Source organism: Salinarchaeum laminariae, assembly GCF_023204835.1.
Classification (GTDB): Archaea; Halobacteriota; Halobacteria; order Halobacteriales; family Salinarchaeaceae; genus Salinarchaeum; species Salinarchaeum laminariae.
In genome coordinates this window covers 2,687,361-2,702,882 of the sequence record NZ_CP096270.1, presented here as the reverse complement: position 1 = coordinate 2,702,882, position 15,522 = coordinate 2,687,361, and the positions used below count along the sequence as shown (strand labels likewise).

Here is a 15,522-nt window from a genome sequence, read left to right as displayed (position 1 = left end):
TCCGCCACGCTCGCGACGACGGCTCGAATCTCCCGGCACGACCACAGACCCCATCTCAGCAATGCCAGACGCCACGCAGACGGACACAGACGACCCAGCCGAACCGACCGGCGACGACGCCGAACCGACAGCGCCCCAGCCGACGCTCGAGGGCGAGTACGATCCGCGCGAGGCCGAGCAGCGGTGGCAGGAGTACTGGCTCGAGGCGGGCGTCTACAGCTACGACGACGAGATCGAGAATCCCGACACGGCCTACTCGATCGACACGCCGCCGCCGACCGTCTCCGGAAGCCTCCACATGGGCCACCTCTACGGCAGCACGCTCCAGGACTTCGCCGCCCGATTCCATCGGATGTCCCGCGAGGACACGTTCTTCCCCTTTGGCTACGACGACAACGGGATCGCCTCCGAGCGCCTGACCGAACGCGAGCTCGACATTCGCCACCAGGACTACTCCCGCCGCGAGTTCCAGGAGAAGTGCCGCGAGGTCTGCCAGGAGTACGAAGCGGAGTTCACCGAGAAGATGCAGGGCCTCGGGATGTCGATCGACTGGGATCGGACCTACAAGACGATCGAGCCGCGCGTCCAGCGGATCTCCCAGCTCTCCTTCCTCGATCTCTACGAGCAGGGGCGGGAGTACCGCAAGAAGGCGCCGGCGATCTGGTGTCCGGACTGCGAGACCGCGATCTCCCAGGTCGAGATGGAGGACGCCGATCGCGACTCCGCGTTCAACGACGTCGCTTTCGAACTGGTGGAGGCGGGCAGCGAGCCAGACGCCGAGGCGGTCGCTTCGGCAACCGAGGAGCGCCCCTACGCGCCGCCGACCGAGCCCGGCGACGACCTCGTCATCTCGACGACGCGGCCCGAACTCCTGCCGGCCTGCGTCGCGATGTTCGTCCACCCTGACGACGACGCCAACGCCCACCTCGTCGGCGGTACTGCGAAGGTCCCGTTGTTCGATCACGAGGTCCCGATCTACGAGGACGACCGGGTCGACCTCGATACTGGAACCGGGCTGGTCATGTGCTGTACGTTCGGGGACCAGACCGACATCGAGTGGTACCAGGCCCACGACCTCGATCTCCGGGTCGCCATCGACGCCTCCGGTACGATGACCGACATCGCAGGAGAGTACGAGGGGCAGTCGACGGAAGCGGCTCGCGAGCAGATCATCGAGGCCCTCGACGACGCCGGCATCCTGCTCGATCACGATCCGATCACGCACGCCGTGCAGGTCCACGAGCGCTGTGAGGTTCCCGTCGAGTATCGGGTCTCCAAGCAGTGGTACGTCGAAATTCTCGACCGGAAAGAGGAGTATCTCGCTGCCGGACGCGAGATGGACTGGTATCCCGAGAAGATGTTCACCCGGTACGAGCACTGGATCGAGGGCCTGGAGTGGGACTGGCTGATCTCTCGCCAGCGCGATTCGGGCATCCCGTTCCCGGTCTGGTACTGTGCGGACTGCGACGAGCCGATCGTCGCCGATCGGGAGGATCTCCCCGTCGAACCCATCGAGGACGAGCCGCCCGTCGACGCCTGTCCGGCCTGTGGCCACGAGGACTTCGAGGCCGAAGAGGACGTCTTCGACACCTGGGCGACCTCCTCGCTCACGCCGCTGATCAACGCCGGCTGGGACTGGGACGCCGCGGCCGACCCCGAGACTGGCATCGGCCCGGCGACGCTCGACCAGGGCGCGTTCACCCTCGACAACCCCGAACTCTACCCCTTCGACGTCCGCCCGCAGGGCCACGACATCATCTCTTTCTGGCTGTTCCACACCGTGGTCAAATGCTACGAACACACCGGAGAGGTTCCCTTCGAGAGCGTCCTCATCAACGGCCACGTTCTCGACGAGAACCGCGAGAAGATGTCCAAGTCCAAAGGCAACGTCGTCACGCCCGAGGAGGTCATGGACGAGTTCCCAGTCGACGCCGCGCGCTTCTGGGCGGCCGGAACCGCCGTCGGCGACGATTTCCCGTTCAAGGAGGGCGACCTCGAGGCCGGCGAACGGCTGCTCCGGAAGCTCTGGAACGCCTCGAAACTCGTCGACCAGCTGGCGCCGATCGATTCCGCGCCACCGGGCAGTGACGGCACCGATTCGGGGTCCGCGGCCGAGCAGCCCGACCTCGAACCGATCGACGAGTGGCTCCTCGCCCGGCAGGACGCCGTGCTCGAATCGGTCACCGAGAAGTTCGCGGATCACGAGTACGCGAAGGCGCGCACGGAGCTGCGCACCTTCTTCTGGGAGACGTTCTGTGACGACTACCTCGAGATCGCGAAACAGCGCCTCGACGACGTCGAACGTGGCGCGCTGTCCGACGGCACCGCGAACCCGGCTGCGAGCTCGGCGGCGTACGCGCTCCGAACGGCCCACCGGAACTTCTGCCTCCTCTTCGCGCCGATCCTCCCACACGTGACCGAGGAGATCTGGCAGGCGAGCTACGGGCAGACCACCGCGACGGACAGTCTCCACACGACCGACTGGCCGTCGCCGACGGGCCAGACCGCCGACCTCGACGCTGGCGAAACTGCGCTCTCGGTCATCTCCGCGCTGCGCGGATACAAGACGGACTCCGGACTGCCCCTCAACGCCGACCTCTCGGCGGCCACCATCTACGGCGACGTCGCGGGCTTCGAGGGCGCCATCGGTGACGTCATGCACGTCGGTTCGGTCACGTCGAAGGACGGGGAGGCGCCGACCACGACCGAGATCGTCGGCGTGAACCTCGACTACGCCACGCTCGGCCCCGAGTTCGGCGAACAGATCGGCGAGTTCGACGCGGCGATCGACGCCGGCGAGTACGAGGAGACCGACGACGGGCTCGCGATCGCTGGTGAGACGCTAGATCCGGATCACTACGAACTGGTTCGCGAGCAAACCTACGACGGCGAGGGCGAGCTGCTCGAAGCCGACGGTGCGACGGTCATCGTCGAAGCGTAGAACCCGGCGTAGCGTTCCCTCCGTCGCTGTCCCTCTCTGGTTCCTCTTGTCGCCGTCTCCTAACGGTTGCCCACGTCGTCCCCTTCCGTCGGTTGCTCTCGTTGCCGTCGCTCGTCGGGTTCTCTCTCTCGGGTTCTGCTTAGGCCTGTCTCCTCTCACAGCTCTCTGCATTTTCGCTGCGCGGTCCCCTTCGAGCGTGTCCGTTCCTGCTCTGGAGGCGCGCCACTCGCTGCGCCGTGCTCGCGGTTCATCGACTGCTCTACGATAACGCTACAACTGCGGGAGCTACGTCGTAGAGAAGGGGTGCGTGGTAGGTGGTTGGAGACCGTGGCGCACCCCAGCCGAGAGAGGGGGTCCCCCAGATAAAAGTTTTGTGAGTTTTCGGGTGACTACTGATCCTCACCGATTTTGACTCCACTCGGCGACGCACAGTTCGTCTCTGGTCGAAGGTGGGGACGGCAGAGTCGTTTGGAGTCCGTCTGCTCGACCGAGACGGCGGGTCGTGACCGTGTGCCGGCTCCGTTACGGGGTGCTTTTGACGCCTGGACGAGAAGCTGCGCTCATGCAGGTCGGGATCGTCGGCCAACGTGGACGAGACCGTGCAGTGGCGGTCACCGACGAGATCCGAGGCCGGCTTCGCGACCGGGGCGTCGACGTCGTACTCGACGAGTCGACGGCCGCAGCGCTCGGGGTCGAGGGCTCGCCGCCAGAACGCCTCGCCGACTGCGACCTCGCGGTGAGCATCGGTGGAGACGGGACCTTTCTCTACGCGGCTCGTGCCGCTGGCGCAACGCCCCTCGTCGGCGTCAACCTCGGCGAAGTCGGATTTTTGAACGCCGTTTCGCCAGACCGTGCGATCGAGGCCGTCAGCGCCGCGGTCGACGACCTCGAAGCTGGCACGCTCGCGGTACGTGACGTCCCACGGCTCCGAGCGGGTGGGGACGATTGGTCGCTGGAGCCCGCGATCAACGAGGTGCTCGTCCAGGGGCCGCGTCGCGGTGCCGGTGCCGATGCGGACCTGCACGTCGTGGTCGACGGCTCCACCTACGCTAGCGGCGTCGCCGACGGCGTTCTGGTGGCAACGCCGACGGGAAGCACTGCGTACAATCTCAGCGAAGGCGGGCCGCTGATCCATCCGCGCGTCGACGCGATGGTCGTCACGCCGATGTTTGCTCGTGACGGGACGCGGCCACTCGTCGTCGACGGCGATTCGACGATCGAACTCCGCGTCGAGAACGCCGACGCCGGCCACGTCGTCACGGATGGCCGACAGGCTCGCGAACTCGACGCACCGTTCGAGGTTTCCGTCGAGGCGAGCGCGCAGCCACTCCACATCGCCGGCCCCGACGTCGACTACTTCGAGGCGCTGGACAAACTCGAGTAACTCCTGCCGGTTTGGGTGACTGTCGTACGCTCTCCGTCCTGTACCCCTCCTTTCGTAAGGCCTAATCGGGCGAGGCCCCGGTATACTCCTAATGAGTCAGCAACTGCCGGACGTGCAGGCCGACAGCCCGGACGTTCAGGTCGGGCTGAACCGGGTTGGCGTCACCGGCGTGGAGAAACTGGTCAAGATCGCTCGGGCCGACGACCGCCCGATCGTGCTGATGGCGGAGTTCGAGGTCTTCGTGGATCTCCCCTCCTGGCGGAAAGGTGCGGACATGAGCCGAAACATGGAGGTCGTCGACGAGACTCTCGAGGCCGCCACGCGGGACGAGGTTTACGGCATCGAGAACGTCTGTACCGAGGCCGCGCGCCGCCTCCTCGAGAAACACGAGTACACGACCAAGGCGGAGGTTTCCATGGAGGCCGAGTTCGTCCAGCGTGAGGACACGCCCGCGAGCGACCGCGAGACACAGTTCACAAGCGACGTGCTCGCCTGTGCGACGGCGACCGAAGACGGCGTTCGCACCGAGATCGGTGCGGAGGTCACGGGAATGACGGTCTGTCCGTGTTCGCAGGGGATGTCGGCGGCGAGAGCCCGCGAGACGCTGCAGGATCTCGAAGTCGAGGATGAGACCGTCGAGCGTTTCCTCGAGGAAGTTCCCCAGCCCGGACACTCCCAGCGAGGCCACGCGACGCTGACGGTCGAGAGCGAGGGCGTTCCGGAGGTCGATCTCGTCGATCTCATCGAGGTCGCGCGCGATTCGATGAGTGCACGCATCTACAACCTCGCGAAACGGCCCGACGAGGATCACATGACCTTCGAGGCACACAGCGACGCGAAGTTCGTCGAGGACTGCGTCCGATCGATGGCCGAGGGAGTCGCCGAGTCCTTCCCCGACCTTCCCGACGATGCCATCGTCACGATGTCCCAGTCCAACGACGAGTCGATCCACCAGCACAACGCCCACGCCGAGCGGGTCGTCGACGTCGCGACGCTTCGGTCGGAGGTCGACGGAGACGGCGACTCACGACCTGCCTGACTCGCACGCTGCTCTCCTCAGGGGCCAACGATGGTTGTTGGCAACCTCGACGGATACGAACCGCTACTTCTCGCTGCAATGTCCAACAGGCACTGCTGCCGATACCACTTTCCCTTTATAATTGCCTACGGCCGGTGACGATGGCTATATTCGACGACAATTGGATAAAACGAGTCGGAGAGCGCCTCTGGACGCAATCCAAGCGACAGTAACGGCTGGAATTTTCCTCGCCGTCAGAACCCTGGAAGCAAGAACGTATATGTCGGAGGAGTCACAAACGACAGTTGTCCGTTAGGTGGTTGGATCCGATGGGTACTGCTGATCACGATCGTGCGGTAGAACTGTTGAAGGAACTCGGGATGAAGACGTATCAGGCGGAGTGTTTCGCCGCCCTGAACACCATCCCCAACGGGACGGCAAGAGAGATCAGTGAGGTCGCAGACGTGCCACGAACGCGCGTCTACGACGCGACTGAGGCGCTCGCAGAGCAGGGGTTCGTGGAAGTCCAGCACACGAACCCACAGCGGTTTCGAGCGATACCGCTCTCGGAGGCCGTGCGGAACCTGCGCGAGCAGTACGAACTTCGCATCGAGAAGCTCCACGAAACGCTCGCGGAGCTAGAGCTGGACGCTAGCGAGCGGGAGGCGGACCTCCCCGAGGTGTGGACGGTCTCCTCGGACGGCAGCCTCGATAGCCGGATCTCAGAGAGCATCGTCGCCGCAGACAGCGAGGTCGTTCTCGTCCTGGGATCGACGGATGGCTGGACGCCGGAGCTCGCTGCTGCCATCGAGACCGCAGTCGATCGAGGCGTTGACGTCCACGTCGTGACGCTCCCCTCGGTGACGATAGACTTCGGGGAGTACGATGGCGTCGAGACGTTCCAGTCGGAGTTACCGTGGCTCGAATCCCACGGGGAGGACGGTCAGATCGACCGGCTCCTGCTCGTCGACCGGAACAGTCTCCTGTTGACGACGCGCGATGGCTTCAACGGCGACGGCTCCGAGCGGGCGATCGTCGCGGAAGGCGCGTCCAACGGTGCCGTCGTGCTCTGCCGACGGCTGCTCATGGACGAGCTCGCGGACAGTCCCCTCGCCGACTGAGGCGATGGGACGTCCGACGCGGTGCCTGTTTTTTGCGACTGTTGACTCCGGTCGCCAGCGCGTCATTCGCGATGTGTTCGCTCTGGTGGTTCCCGATCTGCCCGCTGATCTACTGTAGGAATGGTGCTGATGGTGGTAGCGATGACGACCGAGACTGAGCGACCGCTGGCTCTCCGTCAACTACCCGTGCGCTTCGCCACACTGGTCGCTGCCGCCATCGTGAGCGCCGAGATCACGAAGACGACGGCGGCAGCCGCTGCAACGTCGTGGGCCGTTGCGCCGAGAGCGACGGCGTCGTTCGGTTCGACGGGGAGCGTCGTGTGGTGTGGATGGTCTCCCACCACCGGGACGAAGTAGTCGACGACGAGGTTCCCTCCATACCAGAGGGCCGCAATCGCGATTCCTCGCACCGAAAAGTCGCCGATTCGGTGGATTACGAACGCCTGGACCACCATCGCGAGATGGCTCCAGAACAGGAACTGCCACATCGGCGGCGACGTCGGGAACTCGGCGCGAAAGACGAGGAGGGTGAACGGCGTCCACAGCCCGAGGACGATGTTCCCGACGAAGGCCAGCACCAGGAGCCACTGCCGTGTGGAACCCAGTTTCCAGCTCGCCACTGCGAGTGCGAACAGCAGCGTCGCCAGCGGACTGTCGGGGACGAACGGCCACATGACCGTGGGCGTCTCGCCGAACTGCAACCGGTAGTACCAGAAGCCGAAGGCGGTCCCGAGGAGGTTCACCGCCACGACCGCCCACGCGAGCCTGAGGCCGAGATTCTCGAGTCGCTCGGGTACAGGCGCAAGATAGCGCGGAAGTGAGTCGCGCGCTGGGAGCCCGTCGCTGCTCGTTAGCTCTCGGAGTCTCGTTCGTGCGTCCGCGCCGGAACTCCCCATTACGTCGCTCAATGCGAGGGCCCACCCTAAACGGTAGCGGTCTACCTCACGTCGGTTGTAGTGGGTAGCACCCCGTTCCACTCGGATTCACAGCCATCCACGGGTTCACACACAAAGGACACCAGTAAGTGCCTCCGATGCGTAGTCGCTCTTATGCCGACCGAGACCGATCTGGAGGAACTCAAGCGTGGGACGGAGCTCGTGAAGCGCGGCTTCGCCCGCATGCAGAAAGGCGGCGTCATCATGGACGTCGTGAACCGCGAGCAGGCTCGCATCGCCGAGGACGTCGGCGCAGTCGCCGTCATGTCGCTCGAGGCCGTCCCCGCGGACATCCGGAAGCGCGGCGGCGTCGCGCGGATGGCCGATCCCGCCGACGTCGAGGAGATCATCGACGAGGTGTCGATTCCGGTCATGGGCAAATCCCGAATCGGCCACACGAAGGAAGCCCAGATTCTCGAGGCCGTCGGCGTCGACATGATCGACGAGTCCGAGGTCCTCACGCCGGCCGACGACGCCTACCACATCGACAAGCGAGACTTCGCCGCGCCGTTCGTCTGTGGCGCGCGGAACCTCGGCGAGGCGCTCCGCCGCATCGACGAAGGCGCTGCGATGATTCGAACCAAAGGCGAGGCTGGCACCGGTGATGTGAACCAGGCCGTCCACCACCAGCGCCAGATCAAGGGCGCCATCCGGGAGCTCCAGGGCGCGTCTTATCAGGAGCGCGAGCGCTGGGCACGTGAGAACGAAGCACCCGCGGAACTCGTCCACGAGACTGCGGAACTGGGCCGGCTCCCCGTCGTGAACTTCGCCGCTGGCGGCATCGCGACGCCCGCCGACGCTGCGCTGATGATGCACCACGAGTGCGACGGCATTTTCGTCGGCTCCGGCATCTTCGGCGCAGAGGATCCCGAGGCGATGGGCACCGCGATCGTCGACGCGGTCAACAACTGGGACGATCCCGAGACGCTCGCCGAGATCGCATCGGACATCGGTGCGGGCATGAAGGGCGACTCGAACGCCGATCTACCCGAAGAGGAGAAGCTGCAAGGCCGCGGCGTCTGAATCGGGAAATCTGTTTTTCGCATTGGGTCGCCTATTGCTCGAATGCCAGTAGCACAGCAGCCACAACTGCTTCGAAAGTCCTGCAGTGTTCTCGCCGCTACTCCATCACGGGCACCGTCGACTCTGGCAACGGTTCAATCAGTCACCACTCGGCGACGCTACCGTCGTCGTGGATCCAGACGGGGTTGTGCCAGTCGACGTCCTCTTCGGCCATCTCCTGAACGTGCTCTTCGTCGATCTCGATACCGAGCCCAGGACCGTCAGGGAGATCGACGTAGCCGTCCTCGTACTCGAACACCTCTGGGTCGGCAAGATAGTCGAGCACGTCGCTCGTCTCGTTGTAGTGGATGTCGAGGCTCTGTTCCTGAATGAGCGCGTTGGGCGAGACGGCGTCGAGCTGCACGCAGGAGGCCAGCGCGATCGGCCCGAGCGGGCAGTGGGGTGCCATCGCGACGTCGTAGGCCTCGGCCATGTCCGCGATCTTTTTGACCTCCGTGATGCCGCCGGCGTGGGAGAGGTCCGGCTGGAGCACGTCGACGTGGCCGTCCTCGAGAATCTCCTTGAAATCCCAGCGCGAGAACATGCGTTCGCCGGTCGCGATCGGGATCGTGGTGTGCTGGCTGATCTCTGCAAGGTCATCGAGGTGTTCGGGCAGGACAGGCTCCTCGACGAAGAAGGGCTCGTGGGGTTCGAGTGCCTCGACGAGTCGTTTCGCCATCGGTTTGGAGACTCGCCCGTGGAAGTCCACGCCAATGTCGACCTCTGGGCCGACGCGATCGCGAACCTCTGCGAGCCGTTCGGCCGCTGCGTCGACCGCAGCGGGGTTGTCGACCCGCCGGAGTTCGGCCGTCGCATTCATCTTGAGTGCCGTGAACCCGGCGTCGACCTGCTCGGCGGCAGCGTCGCCGACCTCGGCGGGCCGGTCGCCACCGATCCACTGGTAGACTCGAATTCGATCCCGCACAGGGCCGCCGAGGAGATCGTACACTGGCGCGTCGAAGGCCTTGCCCTTCAGATCCCAGAGCGCCTGGTCGATGCCGGCGATGGCGCTCATCAGGACTGGCCCGCCGCGGTAGAATCCGCCGCGATAGAGCCGCTGCCAGTGGTGTTCGATCCGACCGGGCGCCTCGCCGATGAGGTAGCCCTCGAGCAGCTCCTCGACGGCCGCTTTGACCGTCTTCGCTCGCCCCTCGACGATCGGTTCCCCCCACCCGACGAGCCCGTCGCTCGTTTCGAGTTTCAGGAATAGCCAGCGTGGCGGGACCTCGTAGAGTTCGTAGCCGGTGATGGTTCGGGTCATGATGGAGTATCGTTCTCTGGAACCTCCTGCACGGTAACCGTGCTGTATGTGTCAAGTGACCACTGGTCACTCGGTCTAGCCGAATGTGAATCTGTGCAGGATCAATATAGCTGATTGGATCGGTACGCTCGATCGGTGCGCTCGATCGGAGCGCAATAGGCGGATCGTCAGGCCTCTTATCAGCAATTCCTCGACGTCACGTGGACTGTGGCTCCCAGTGAGTCGTCGTTGCCGTCGTACGCAACGCCTACTTTTTGTGGTTGATTGACAGACGGACGCGTCCGTTTCTCACGTCGCTATCTCGCAGGGGATCGGGTCAGGTTTGATAGCCACTACCTATGCATGCCAACTGTATTGACAACTGTTAACGTTACTATTTATTTCTATATCGAATGAATACTAATGCCTGTTGCCTGGGTCTGCCTCCACGTGAGTCATTGACAATGAGGAAAACTACGAAGGCGGGACTCGGACGACGAGAGTACATGCGCGGCACCGCTGCCGCGGGCGTGTCCGCAACGGCACTTCTGGCAGGGTGTCTCACTGGTGGAGGCGACGGAGGCGATGGGAACGAAGTCGAAGTCCTGCACGGCTGGACTGGTGGGGACGGTGCGGACGCCGCCAGTGCGCTGTTCTCGGCGTTCGAGGAGGAGCACTCGGACGTCCCGACGAACGTCCGTCCGATTGGGGGCGAAGGCAACCAGGCACTCGACCAGGTCGTCGCACAGCGACTGCAGTCCGACGAGCCGCCGAGTTCCTTCGCGGGGTGGCCCGGTCCGAACATGCTCCAGTACGAGGGCGTCCTCGGTGACGTCGAGGAAGAGGTCTGGGAGGAAGCGGGCCTGAAGGAGGCACACGCCCCGGAGGTCGTCGAGATCTGCCAGGGGCCGGACGGGTACAGTGCTGTCCCGATCGGTTCTCACCGGATGAACGACCTGTTCTACAACGTTCAGGTGCTGGATGACGCTGGCGTCGATCCCGACAGTATCGACTCCTTCGATGCGTTTGTCGACGCACTCGACGCGATCGAATCGAACACAAGCGCACAGCCATACGTCAACGGTCTCGCACCGTGGATCGTCCTCCAGTTCTGGGCGGTCACGATGCTCGGTACGCAGGGGTACGATGCCTACATGAACTTCATCGAGGGCGATGGAGACGAGGCACAGGTTCGCGCTGCCTTCGAGAACGTCGAGATCGTGCTTTCGGACTATCTCAACGTGGACGCAGCCGAAATCGGATTCACCGAGGCCAACCAGCGAATTATGGCCGGCGACGCCGGGTTCATCCACCAGGGCAACTGGGCCGCGGGCGCGTACGGTGAGGACTTCGTCTACGGTGAGGACTGGGGCAACATTCAGTTCCCCGGCACGGAGGACATGTACGGCCTTCACTTCGACTCGTTCCTCTACCCAGCGAACAACCCGTCGCCGGACAATACCCACACGTTCCTGCGGTTCGCCGGTTCGGAGACTGCCCACGTCGAGTTCAACCGACTCAAGGGGTCGATTCCGACGCGAGAGGTTCCGACGGACCGGTTCAACGAGTACCTCACGCAAACCATCGAGGACTTCTCGAGCGCCGAGCAGCGTCCTCCCACGATCGCGCACGGCCTCGCGGTCCCGCAGTCGACCCAGTCACAGCTCGAAGAGGCGATATCGAACAACTTCGCTGACCCCTACAACCCGAGCGCAGTGGCGAGCGAGTTCGTGAGCATCGTCTAACGAGTCTGGTGTATGCTAGAGCTCATCGCAGCTGTGCGGAGTGACGGCACGACGGGCGACACGGGAGACGACGAGGACGAGCGATCCGGTCGCTCCCGCTGGGAGCGGCTGCGCCAGAGCGACTTCGTCCGATCGGCACCGTTCTGGGGCCCGCCGTTCTTGCTGATGGGCTTTTTCGTCTACGCAGCGATCGGCTGGAACTTTCTCCTTTCCCTGACCGACTACGAGCGATTCCAGGGCCCGGACTACTCGAATCTGGACTTCGGGATGTACCGGCGGATGCTCGACGACCCCACGTTCTGGGAGGCGACACAGAACACGCTCATTCTGTTGATCGTGTTTACCGTGGCGTGTCTCGTCGCCGGACTCCTACTGGCGATCTTGCTCGATCGTGAGGTCCGGTTCGGTCGGGGGTTCCGGACGATCTACCTGCTCCCGATGAGCCTCTCCTTCATCGTCACCGCACAGTTCTGGAAGTGGATGTACAACTCCCAGTTCGGGATCATCAACGAGTTCTTCGGTCTCTTCGGTCTGGGACCCTACGGTTGGCTGTCGAACCCCGACCTCGTGTTGTTCTCCGTGATATTCGCGCTCGTCTGGCAGTTCAGCGGATACACGATGATCGTGTATCTTGCGGCGTTGCGCGCAATTCCGCAGGATCAGTACGAGGCAGCGAGAGTGGACGGCGCGTCGACGCTGAAGCTGTACTGGCGGGTGATCATCCCGCAGCTCAAGCCGGCCATGGTTAGCGCGTCAGTCGTCCTCCTGTTGTTCTCGCTGAAGGCGTTCGACTTCCTCTTCGCTCTCTTCGACGGTTATCAGCCACGGAAGGGCGCGGACATCCTCTCGACGATGATGGTCCGTGAGGCGTTCGCCAGATCGCAGTGGGCCTACTCCTCAGCGATCGCGATCGTCCTCTTCTTGCTATCACTAGCCGTGATCGCACCGTATCTCTATCAACAACACAGGCAGGGGAACCTATGACAACCGCACCACCACAGGAGACTGACTCGACGAGCTCCGACGGGATTCGGGCACTCCCGCTTCGGACGGCAGGATACTACCTACTCTTGCTGGGGCTGGTGGTGTTCTACCTGCTGCCGATGGAGACGGGGTTCATGACGTCGATAAAGACGGCCGTCGGAGTCAGGGAGAGTCTCCCCTTCCTCCTCCCAGGAACGGACCTCTCCTTCCAGATCCCGTTCGTGGAGTTCGACGTCGATACGATGCTCGAGCAGACGACCGACGAAAAGTGGCGGGATGCGTACGACACGCTCTCGCGAGGGATGGTCAACAGCATGCTGTTCACTATTCCTTCGACGATTCTCTGTGCGATCTTCGGGAGCATGGCCGCCTACGGACTCACGTTGGTCAAGTGGCGTGGACAGGTGTTCGTGCTCGCCCTGTTCATCGCCGGGATCTTCATCCCCTACCAGGCGGTCATCATTCCCCTGACTGAACTCTACGGCTTCATCGACCTGCAGTATCGACTCGGGGCGATCTGGGCCTTGCCCTTCCTCTCGGAGGAACGACACCCCACGATCCTCGAGTTGATCATCACGCACACGGCGTACGGCATCCCGATCTGTACGGTGCTCTTTCGCGCCCAGTACCAGACGATGTCGTGGGAGATGATCGAGGCGGCGCGACTCGACGGTGCGGGGCTCTGGCGGATCTACCGCCGTATCGTGCTCCCCTTGTCGATCCCGATGTTCTCGGTCGTCTTCATCTTCCAGTTCACCCAGATCTGGAACGAGTTCCTCTTCTCGGTCACGCTGATCCGCAGCTCCGTTGACGAGGCAGCCTCTGTGACCCTGATCCTCGGCCAGCTGGGTCAGGCAATCGAGGGGACCGACTTCCCGCTTCGGATGGCCGGCGCCTTCGTCGCGGCGGCACCGACCATCGTGGTCTACATTCTCTTCACCGACAAGTTCGCAGAGGGGGTTCGCGTATGACAGGAATCACGCTCGCGATCGGACGATCGCACCGACACGGAGGACAGTACGATGGCTAGGGCGAAACTCGACGAGGTCACCAAGATCTTCACCGAAGACGACGGCTCGGAAGTCGTCGCCGTCGACGACGTCACTCTCGATATCGACGACGGCGAGTTCCTCGTTCTCGTCGGACCGTCCGGGTGTGGGAAGTCCACCACGCTCCGGATGGTCGCAGGGCTCGAGACGATCACGGACGGGGAAATTCGACTCGACGGCACCGTCATCAACGACGTTCCCGCGAAGGATCGCGACATCGCGATGGTGTTCCAGTCCTACGCGCTCTATCCCCACATGTCGGTTCGCGGAAACATGAGCTTCGGGCTCGAGGAGTCGACGAACCTCGGCGACGACGAGATCGCAAAGCGCGTCGAGGAGTCCGCCGGGATGATGGGCATCGGAGATCTGCTCGATCGGAAACCGTCGGACCTCTCGGGCGGTCAACAACAGCGGGTCGCGCTGGGCCGGGCCATCGTCCGCGATCCGGCGGTCTTCCTCATGGACGAGCCGCTGTCGAATCTCGACGCCAAACTCCGCGCCCAGATGCGGACCGAACTCCAGCGCCTCCAGAACGAACTCGACGTGACGACGATCTACGTCACGCACGATCAGACCGAGGCGATGACGATGGGAGACCGGATCGCAATCCTCGACGACGGAGAACTCCAGCAGGTCGGCACGCCCCTGGAATGTTACCACCGTCCGAAAAATCTCTTCGTCGCGGGCTTCATCGGCGATCCCCCGATGAACTTCCTCCAGGTGACCAACGAGGACGGTACGCTCATCGATCACTCCTTCGAGTATCCGCTCCCACCACAGGTCGCCTCGGCCGTCGAGGGGACCGATTCACTCGTACTCGGCGTTCGCCCGGAGGATATCGAACTCGAACCAGATCAGTCGAGAGCGGACGACCACACGATCAGCGCCACGATCGACGTCGTCGAGCCGATGGGCGACGAGAACGTCGTTTACCTGCGGTTGGCCGACGGTGCAACCGTTGCACGACCCGATCTGGCTGAACAGGACGCCGCAGAGGGCACCGACGTGAACGATGCCGCGGTCGAGGGCAGCGACGACGCAAAAGGGGGCATCGCTGGCGAGAGTCGATCGACGATCATCGCCACCATTGGCGGTATGCAACATTTCGACGACGGGCAGGACATCTCGATTCGAATTCCGCCGGATGCCATCCACGTCTTCGACGCGGACTCGACGGAGGCGCTCCACAATCGCACGCTTCAGGACGCCGATGCGGTGCCGGGGATCTAACGTCCCGGTGACGCCTCACCCAGGTCCGCCGTGGAACCGCCGGCGTACCCGATTCCCATGGCTCTGACGCTCGCGAGCAGGCAGTAGCCAGCGACGGCGGTAGCAAGGAGACCGTTGACGCTCCCAGCCTCGAGACTGGCGATCGACGCCCACCAGCCGATCATCCACAGTGCGAACGCCACGGACCATCCTTGCAGATACGGAATTTCTGAGATGGACCCGACGATCGCTCGGCGGTCAGTAGCCGCTCGGAGACGACTCGACTCGACCGCCTGGGCCACGACGGCCGGGAGCACGTACGTCGCCGCGAGAAACCCGAACAGAGCAATCGTCGAGCCCAGAAGGAAGAAGATCGCCCCTCCGGAGTCGACGGCTGCACCCCCATCGACGTAGGTCACTGCCGTCCAGAAGAGGAATGCGAACGGAACGAGCAGTGTCAGTCCTGCTACGGTTCCTGCGAGCGTTCCGAGCCTGGTCAGCGAGCGCACACCCGGGAGCCGGTCGGCTGGCGTCAGGAAGGCGCTGACGCAGATTCCGATCGCGAGCACTGCGGTGAACGCGACGATGACCAGCGGGACGAACACCAGCGCGTTCGGAAAGAGCGTTCGTGCAACCCGGAGCGCAATCGCCGTCGCGAGTAGGAGTCCAGTCAGCGCGAGGTAGCGATCTCGCCCTTCGTCTGCGAGCACGGGATAGCGAAGCGCCTCCTCGATCATGGTAGGCAGGCCTCACGTCTCCTCTCGTGGGGTGGCGTCCCGACGACTGACGTCAGCTCCCGGTCGGTCATGACCACGTCTCCGTGCGCGGTGCTTG

At 63.8% G+C, this 15,522-nt stretch carries 12 protein-coding genes; 9 read left to right on the top strand and 3 right to left on the bottom strand.

Annotation, left to right across the window (positions count from 1 at the left end; genetic code table 11):
• Nucleotides 1-61 precede the first annotated feature (61 nt).
• The 4 genes from MXF70_RS12880 (at nucleotide 62) to MXF70_RS12865 (ending at nucleotide 6,464) form a co-directional block, all read left to right on the top strand.
• Complete coding sequence (locus tag MXF70_RS12880) at nucleotides 62-2,941, top strand: valine--tRNA ligase (protein WP_248516043.1); 2,880 nt, start codon at nucleotides 62-64, stop codon at nucleotides 2,939-2,941.
• Nucleotides 2,942-3,503: 562 nt separating this feature from the next.
• Nucleotides 3,504-4,325, top strand: a complete 822-nt coding sequence (locus tag MXF70_RS12875; RefSeq protein WP_248516042.1) for an NAD(+)/NADH kinase — start codon at nucleotides 3,504-3,506, stop codon at nucleotides 4,323-4,325.
• Nucleotides 4,326-4,416: 91 nt separating this feature from the next.
• A complete protein-coding gene (gene mptA, locus MXF70_RS12870) occupies nucleotides 4,417-5,364 on the top strand; it encodes a GTP cyclohydrolase MptA (RefSeq protein WP_248516040.1) in 948 nt (315 codons plus the stop codon).
• Nucleotides 5,365-5,672: 308 nt separating this feature from the next.
• Nucleotides 5,673-6,464: a TrmB family transcriptional regulator gene (locus tag MXF70_RS12865; protein ID WP_248516039.1), complete on the top strand. Its 792-nt coding sequence runs from the start codon at nucleotides 5,673-5,675 to the stop codon at nucleotides 6,462-6,464.
• A gap of 176 nt (nucleotides 6,465-6,640) precedes the next feature.
• On the opposite strand, the gene MXF70_RS12860 is transcribed toward MXF70_RS12865, so the two are convergent.
• Complete coding sequence (locus MXF70_RS12860) at nucleotides 6,641-7,360, bottom strand: DUF1405 domain-containing protein (protein WP_248516038.1); 720 nt, start codon at nucleotides 7,358-7,360, stop codon at nucleotides 6,641-6,643.
• Nucleotides 7,361-7,513: 153 nt separating this feature from the next.
• On the opposite strand from MXF70_RS12860, the gene pdxS reads away from it, so the two are divergent.
• Complete coding sequence (gene pdxS, locus MXF70_RS12855; RefSeq protein ID WP_248516036.1) at nucleotides 7,514-8,422, top strand: pyridoxal 5'-phosphate synthase lyase subunit PdxS; 909 nt, start codon at nucleotides 7,514-7,516, stop codon at nucleotides 8,420-8,422.
• A gap of 142 nt (nucleotides 8,423-8,564) precedes the next feature.
• Here pdxS and dgoD read toward each other — a convergent pair whose 3' ends face one another.
• Complete coding sequence (gene dgoD / locus MXF70_RS12850) at nucleotides 8,565-9,722, bottom strand: galactonate dehydratase (protein WP_248516035.1); 1,158 nt, start codon at nucleotides 9,720-9,722, stop codon at nucleotides 8,565-8,567.
• Nucleotides 9,723-10,165: 443 nt separating this feature from the next.
• Here dgoD and MXF70_RS12845 point away from each other — a divergent pair, with 443 nt between their 5' ends.
• Genes MXF70_RS12845 through MXF70_RS12830 form a run of 4 tightly spaced genes read left to right on the top strand, consistent with a single transcriptional unit; the run spans nucleotide 10,166 to nucleotide 14,709 of the window.
• Nucleotides 10,166-11,446 carry an ABC transporter substrate-binding protein gene (locus tag MXF70_RS12845; protein WP_248516034.1) on the top strand — a complete coding sequence of 427 codons (1,281 nt, stop codon included), beginning with the start codon at nucleotides 10,166-10,168 and terminating at the stop codon, nucleotides 11,444-11,446.
• 12 nt (nucleotides 11,447-11,458) lie between these two features.
• Nucleotides 11,459-12,430, top strand: a complete 972-nt coding sequence (locus tag MXF70_RS12840; protein WP_248516033.1) for a carbohydrate ABC transporter permease — start codon at nucleotides 11,459-11,461, stop codon at nucleotides 12,428-12,430.
• Nucleotides 12,427-13,401 carry a carbohydrate ABC transporter permease gene (locus MXF70_RS12835; RefSeq protein WP_248516032.1) on the top strand — a complete coding sequence of 325 codons (975 nt, stop codon included), beginning with the start codon at nucleotides 12,427-12,429 and terminating at the stop codon, nucleotides 13,399-13,401. The genes MXF70_RS12840 and MXF70_RS12835 overlap by 4 nt, the downstream gene beginning before the upstream one ends.
• 51 nt (nucleotides 13,402-13,452) lie before the next feature.
• Nucleotides 13,453-14,709 (top strand): ABC transporter ATP-binding protein, encoded by a 1,257-nt coding sequence (locus tag MXF70_RS12830; RefSeq protein ID WP_248516031.1) that lies wholly within the window; start codon nucleotides 13,453-13,455, stop codon nucleotides 14,707-14,709.
• On the opposite strand, the gene MXF70_RS12825 is transcribed toward MXF70_RS12830, so the two are convergent.
• The gene (locus MXF70_RS12825) at nucleotides 14,706-15,425 is read right to left on the bottom strand and encodes a hypothetical protein (protein WP_248516029.1); all 720 of its coding nucleotides are present in this window, start codon (nucleotides 15,423-15,425) and stop codon (nucleotides 14,706-14,708) included. The genes MXF70_RS12830 and MXF70_RS12825 overlap by 4 nt on opposite strands.
• Nucleotides 15,426-15,522 lie beyond the last annotated feature (97 nt).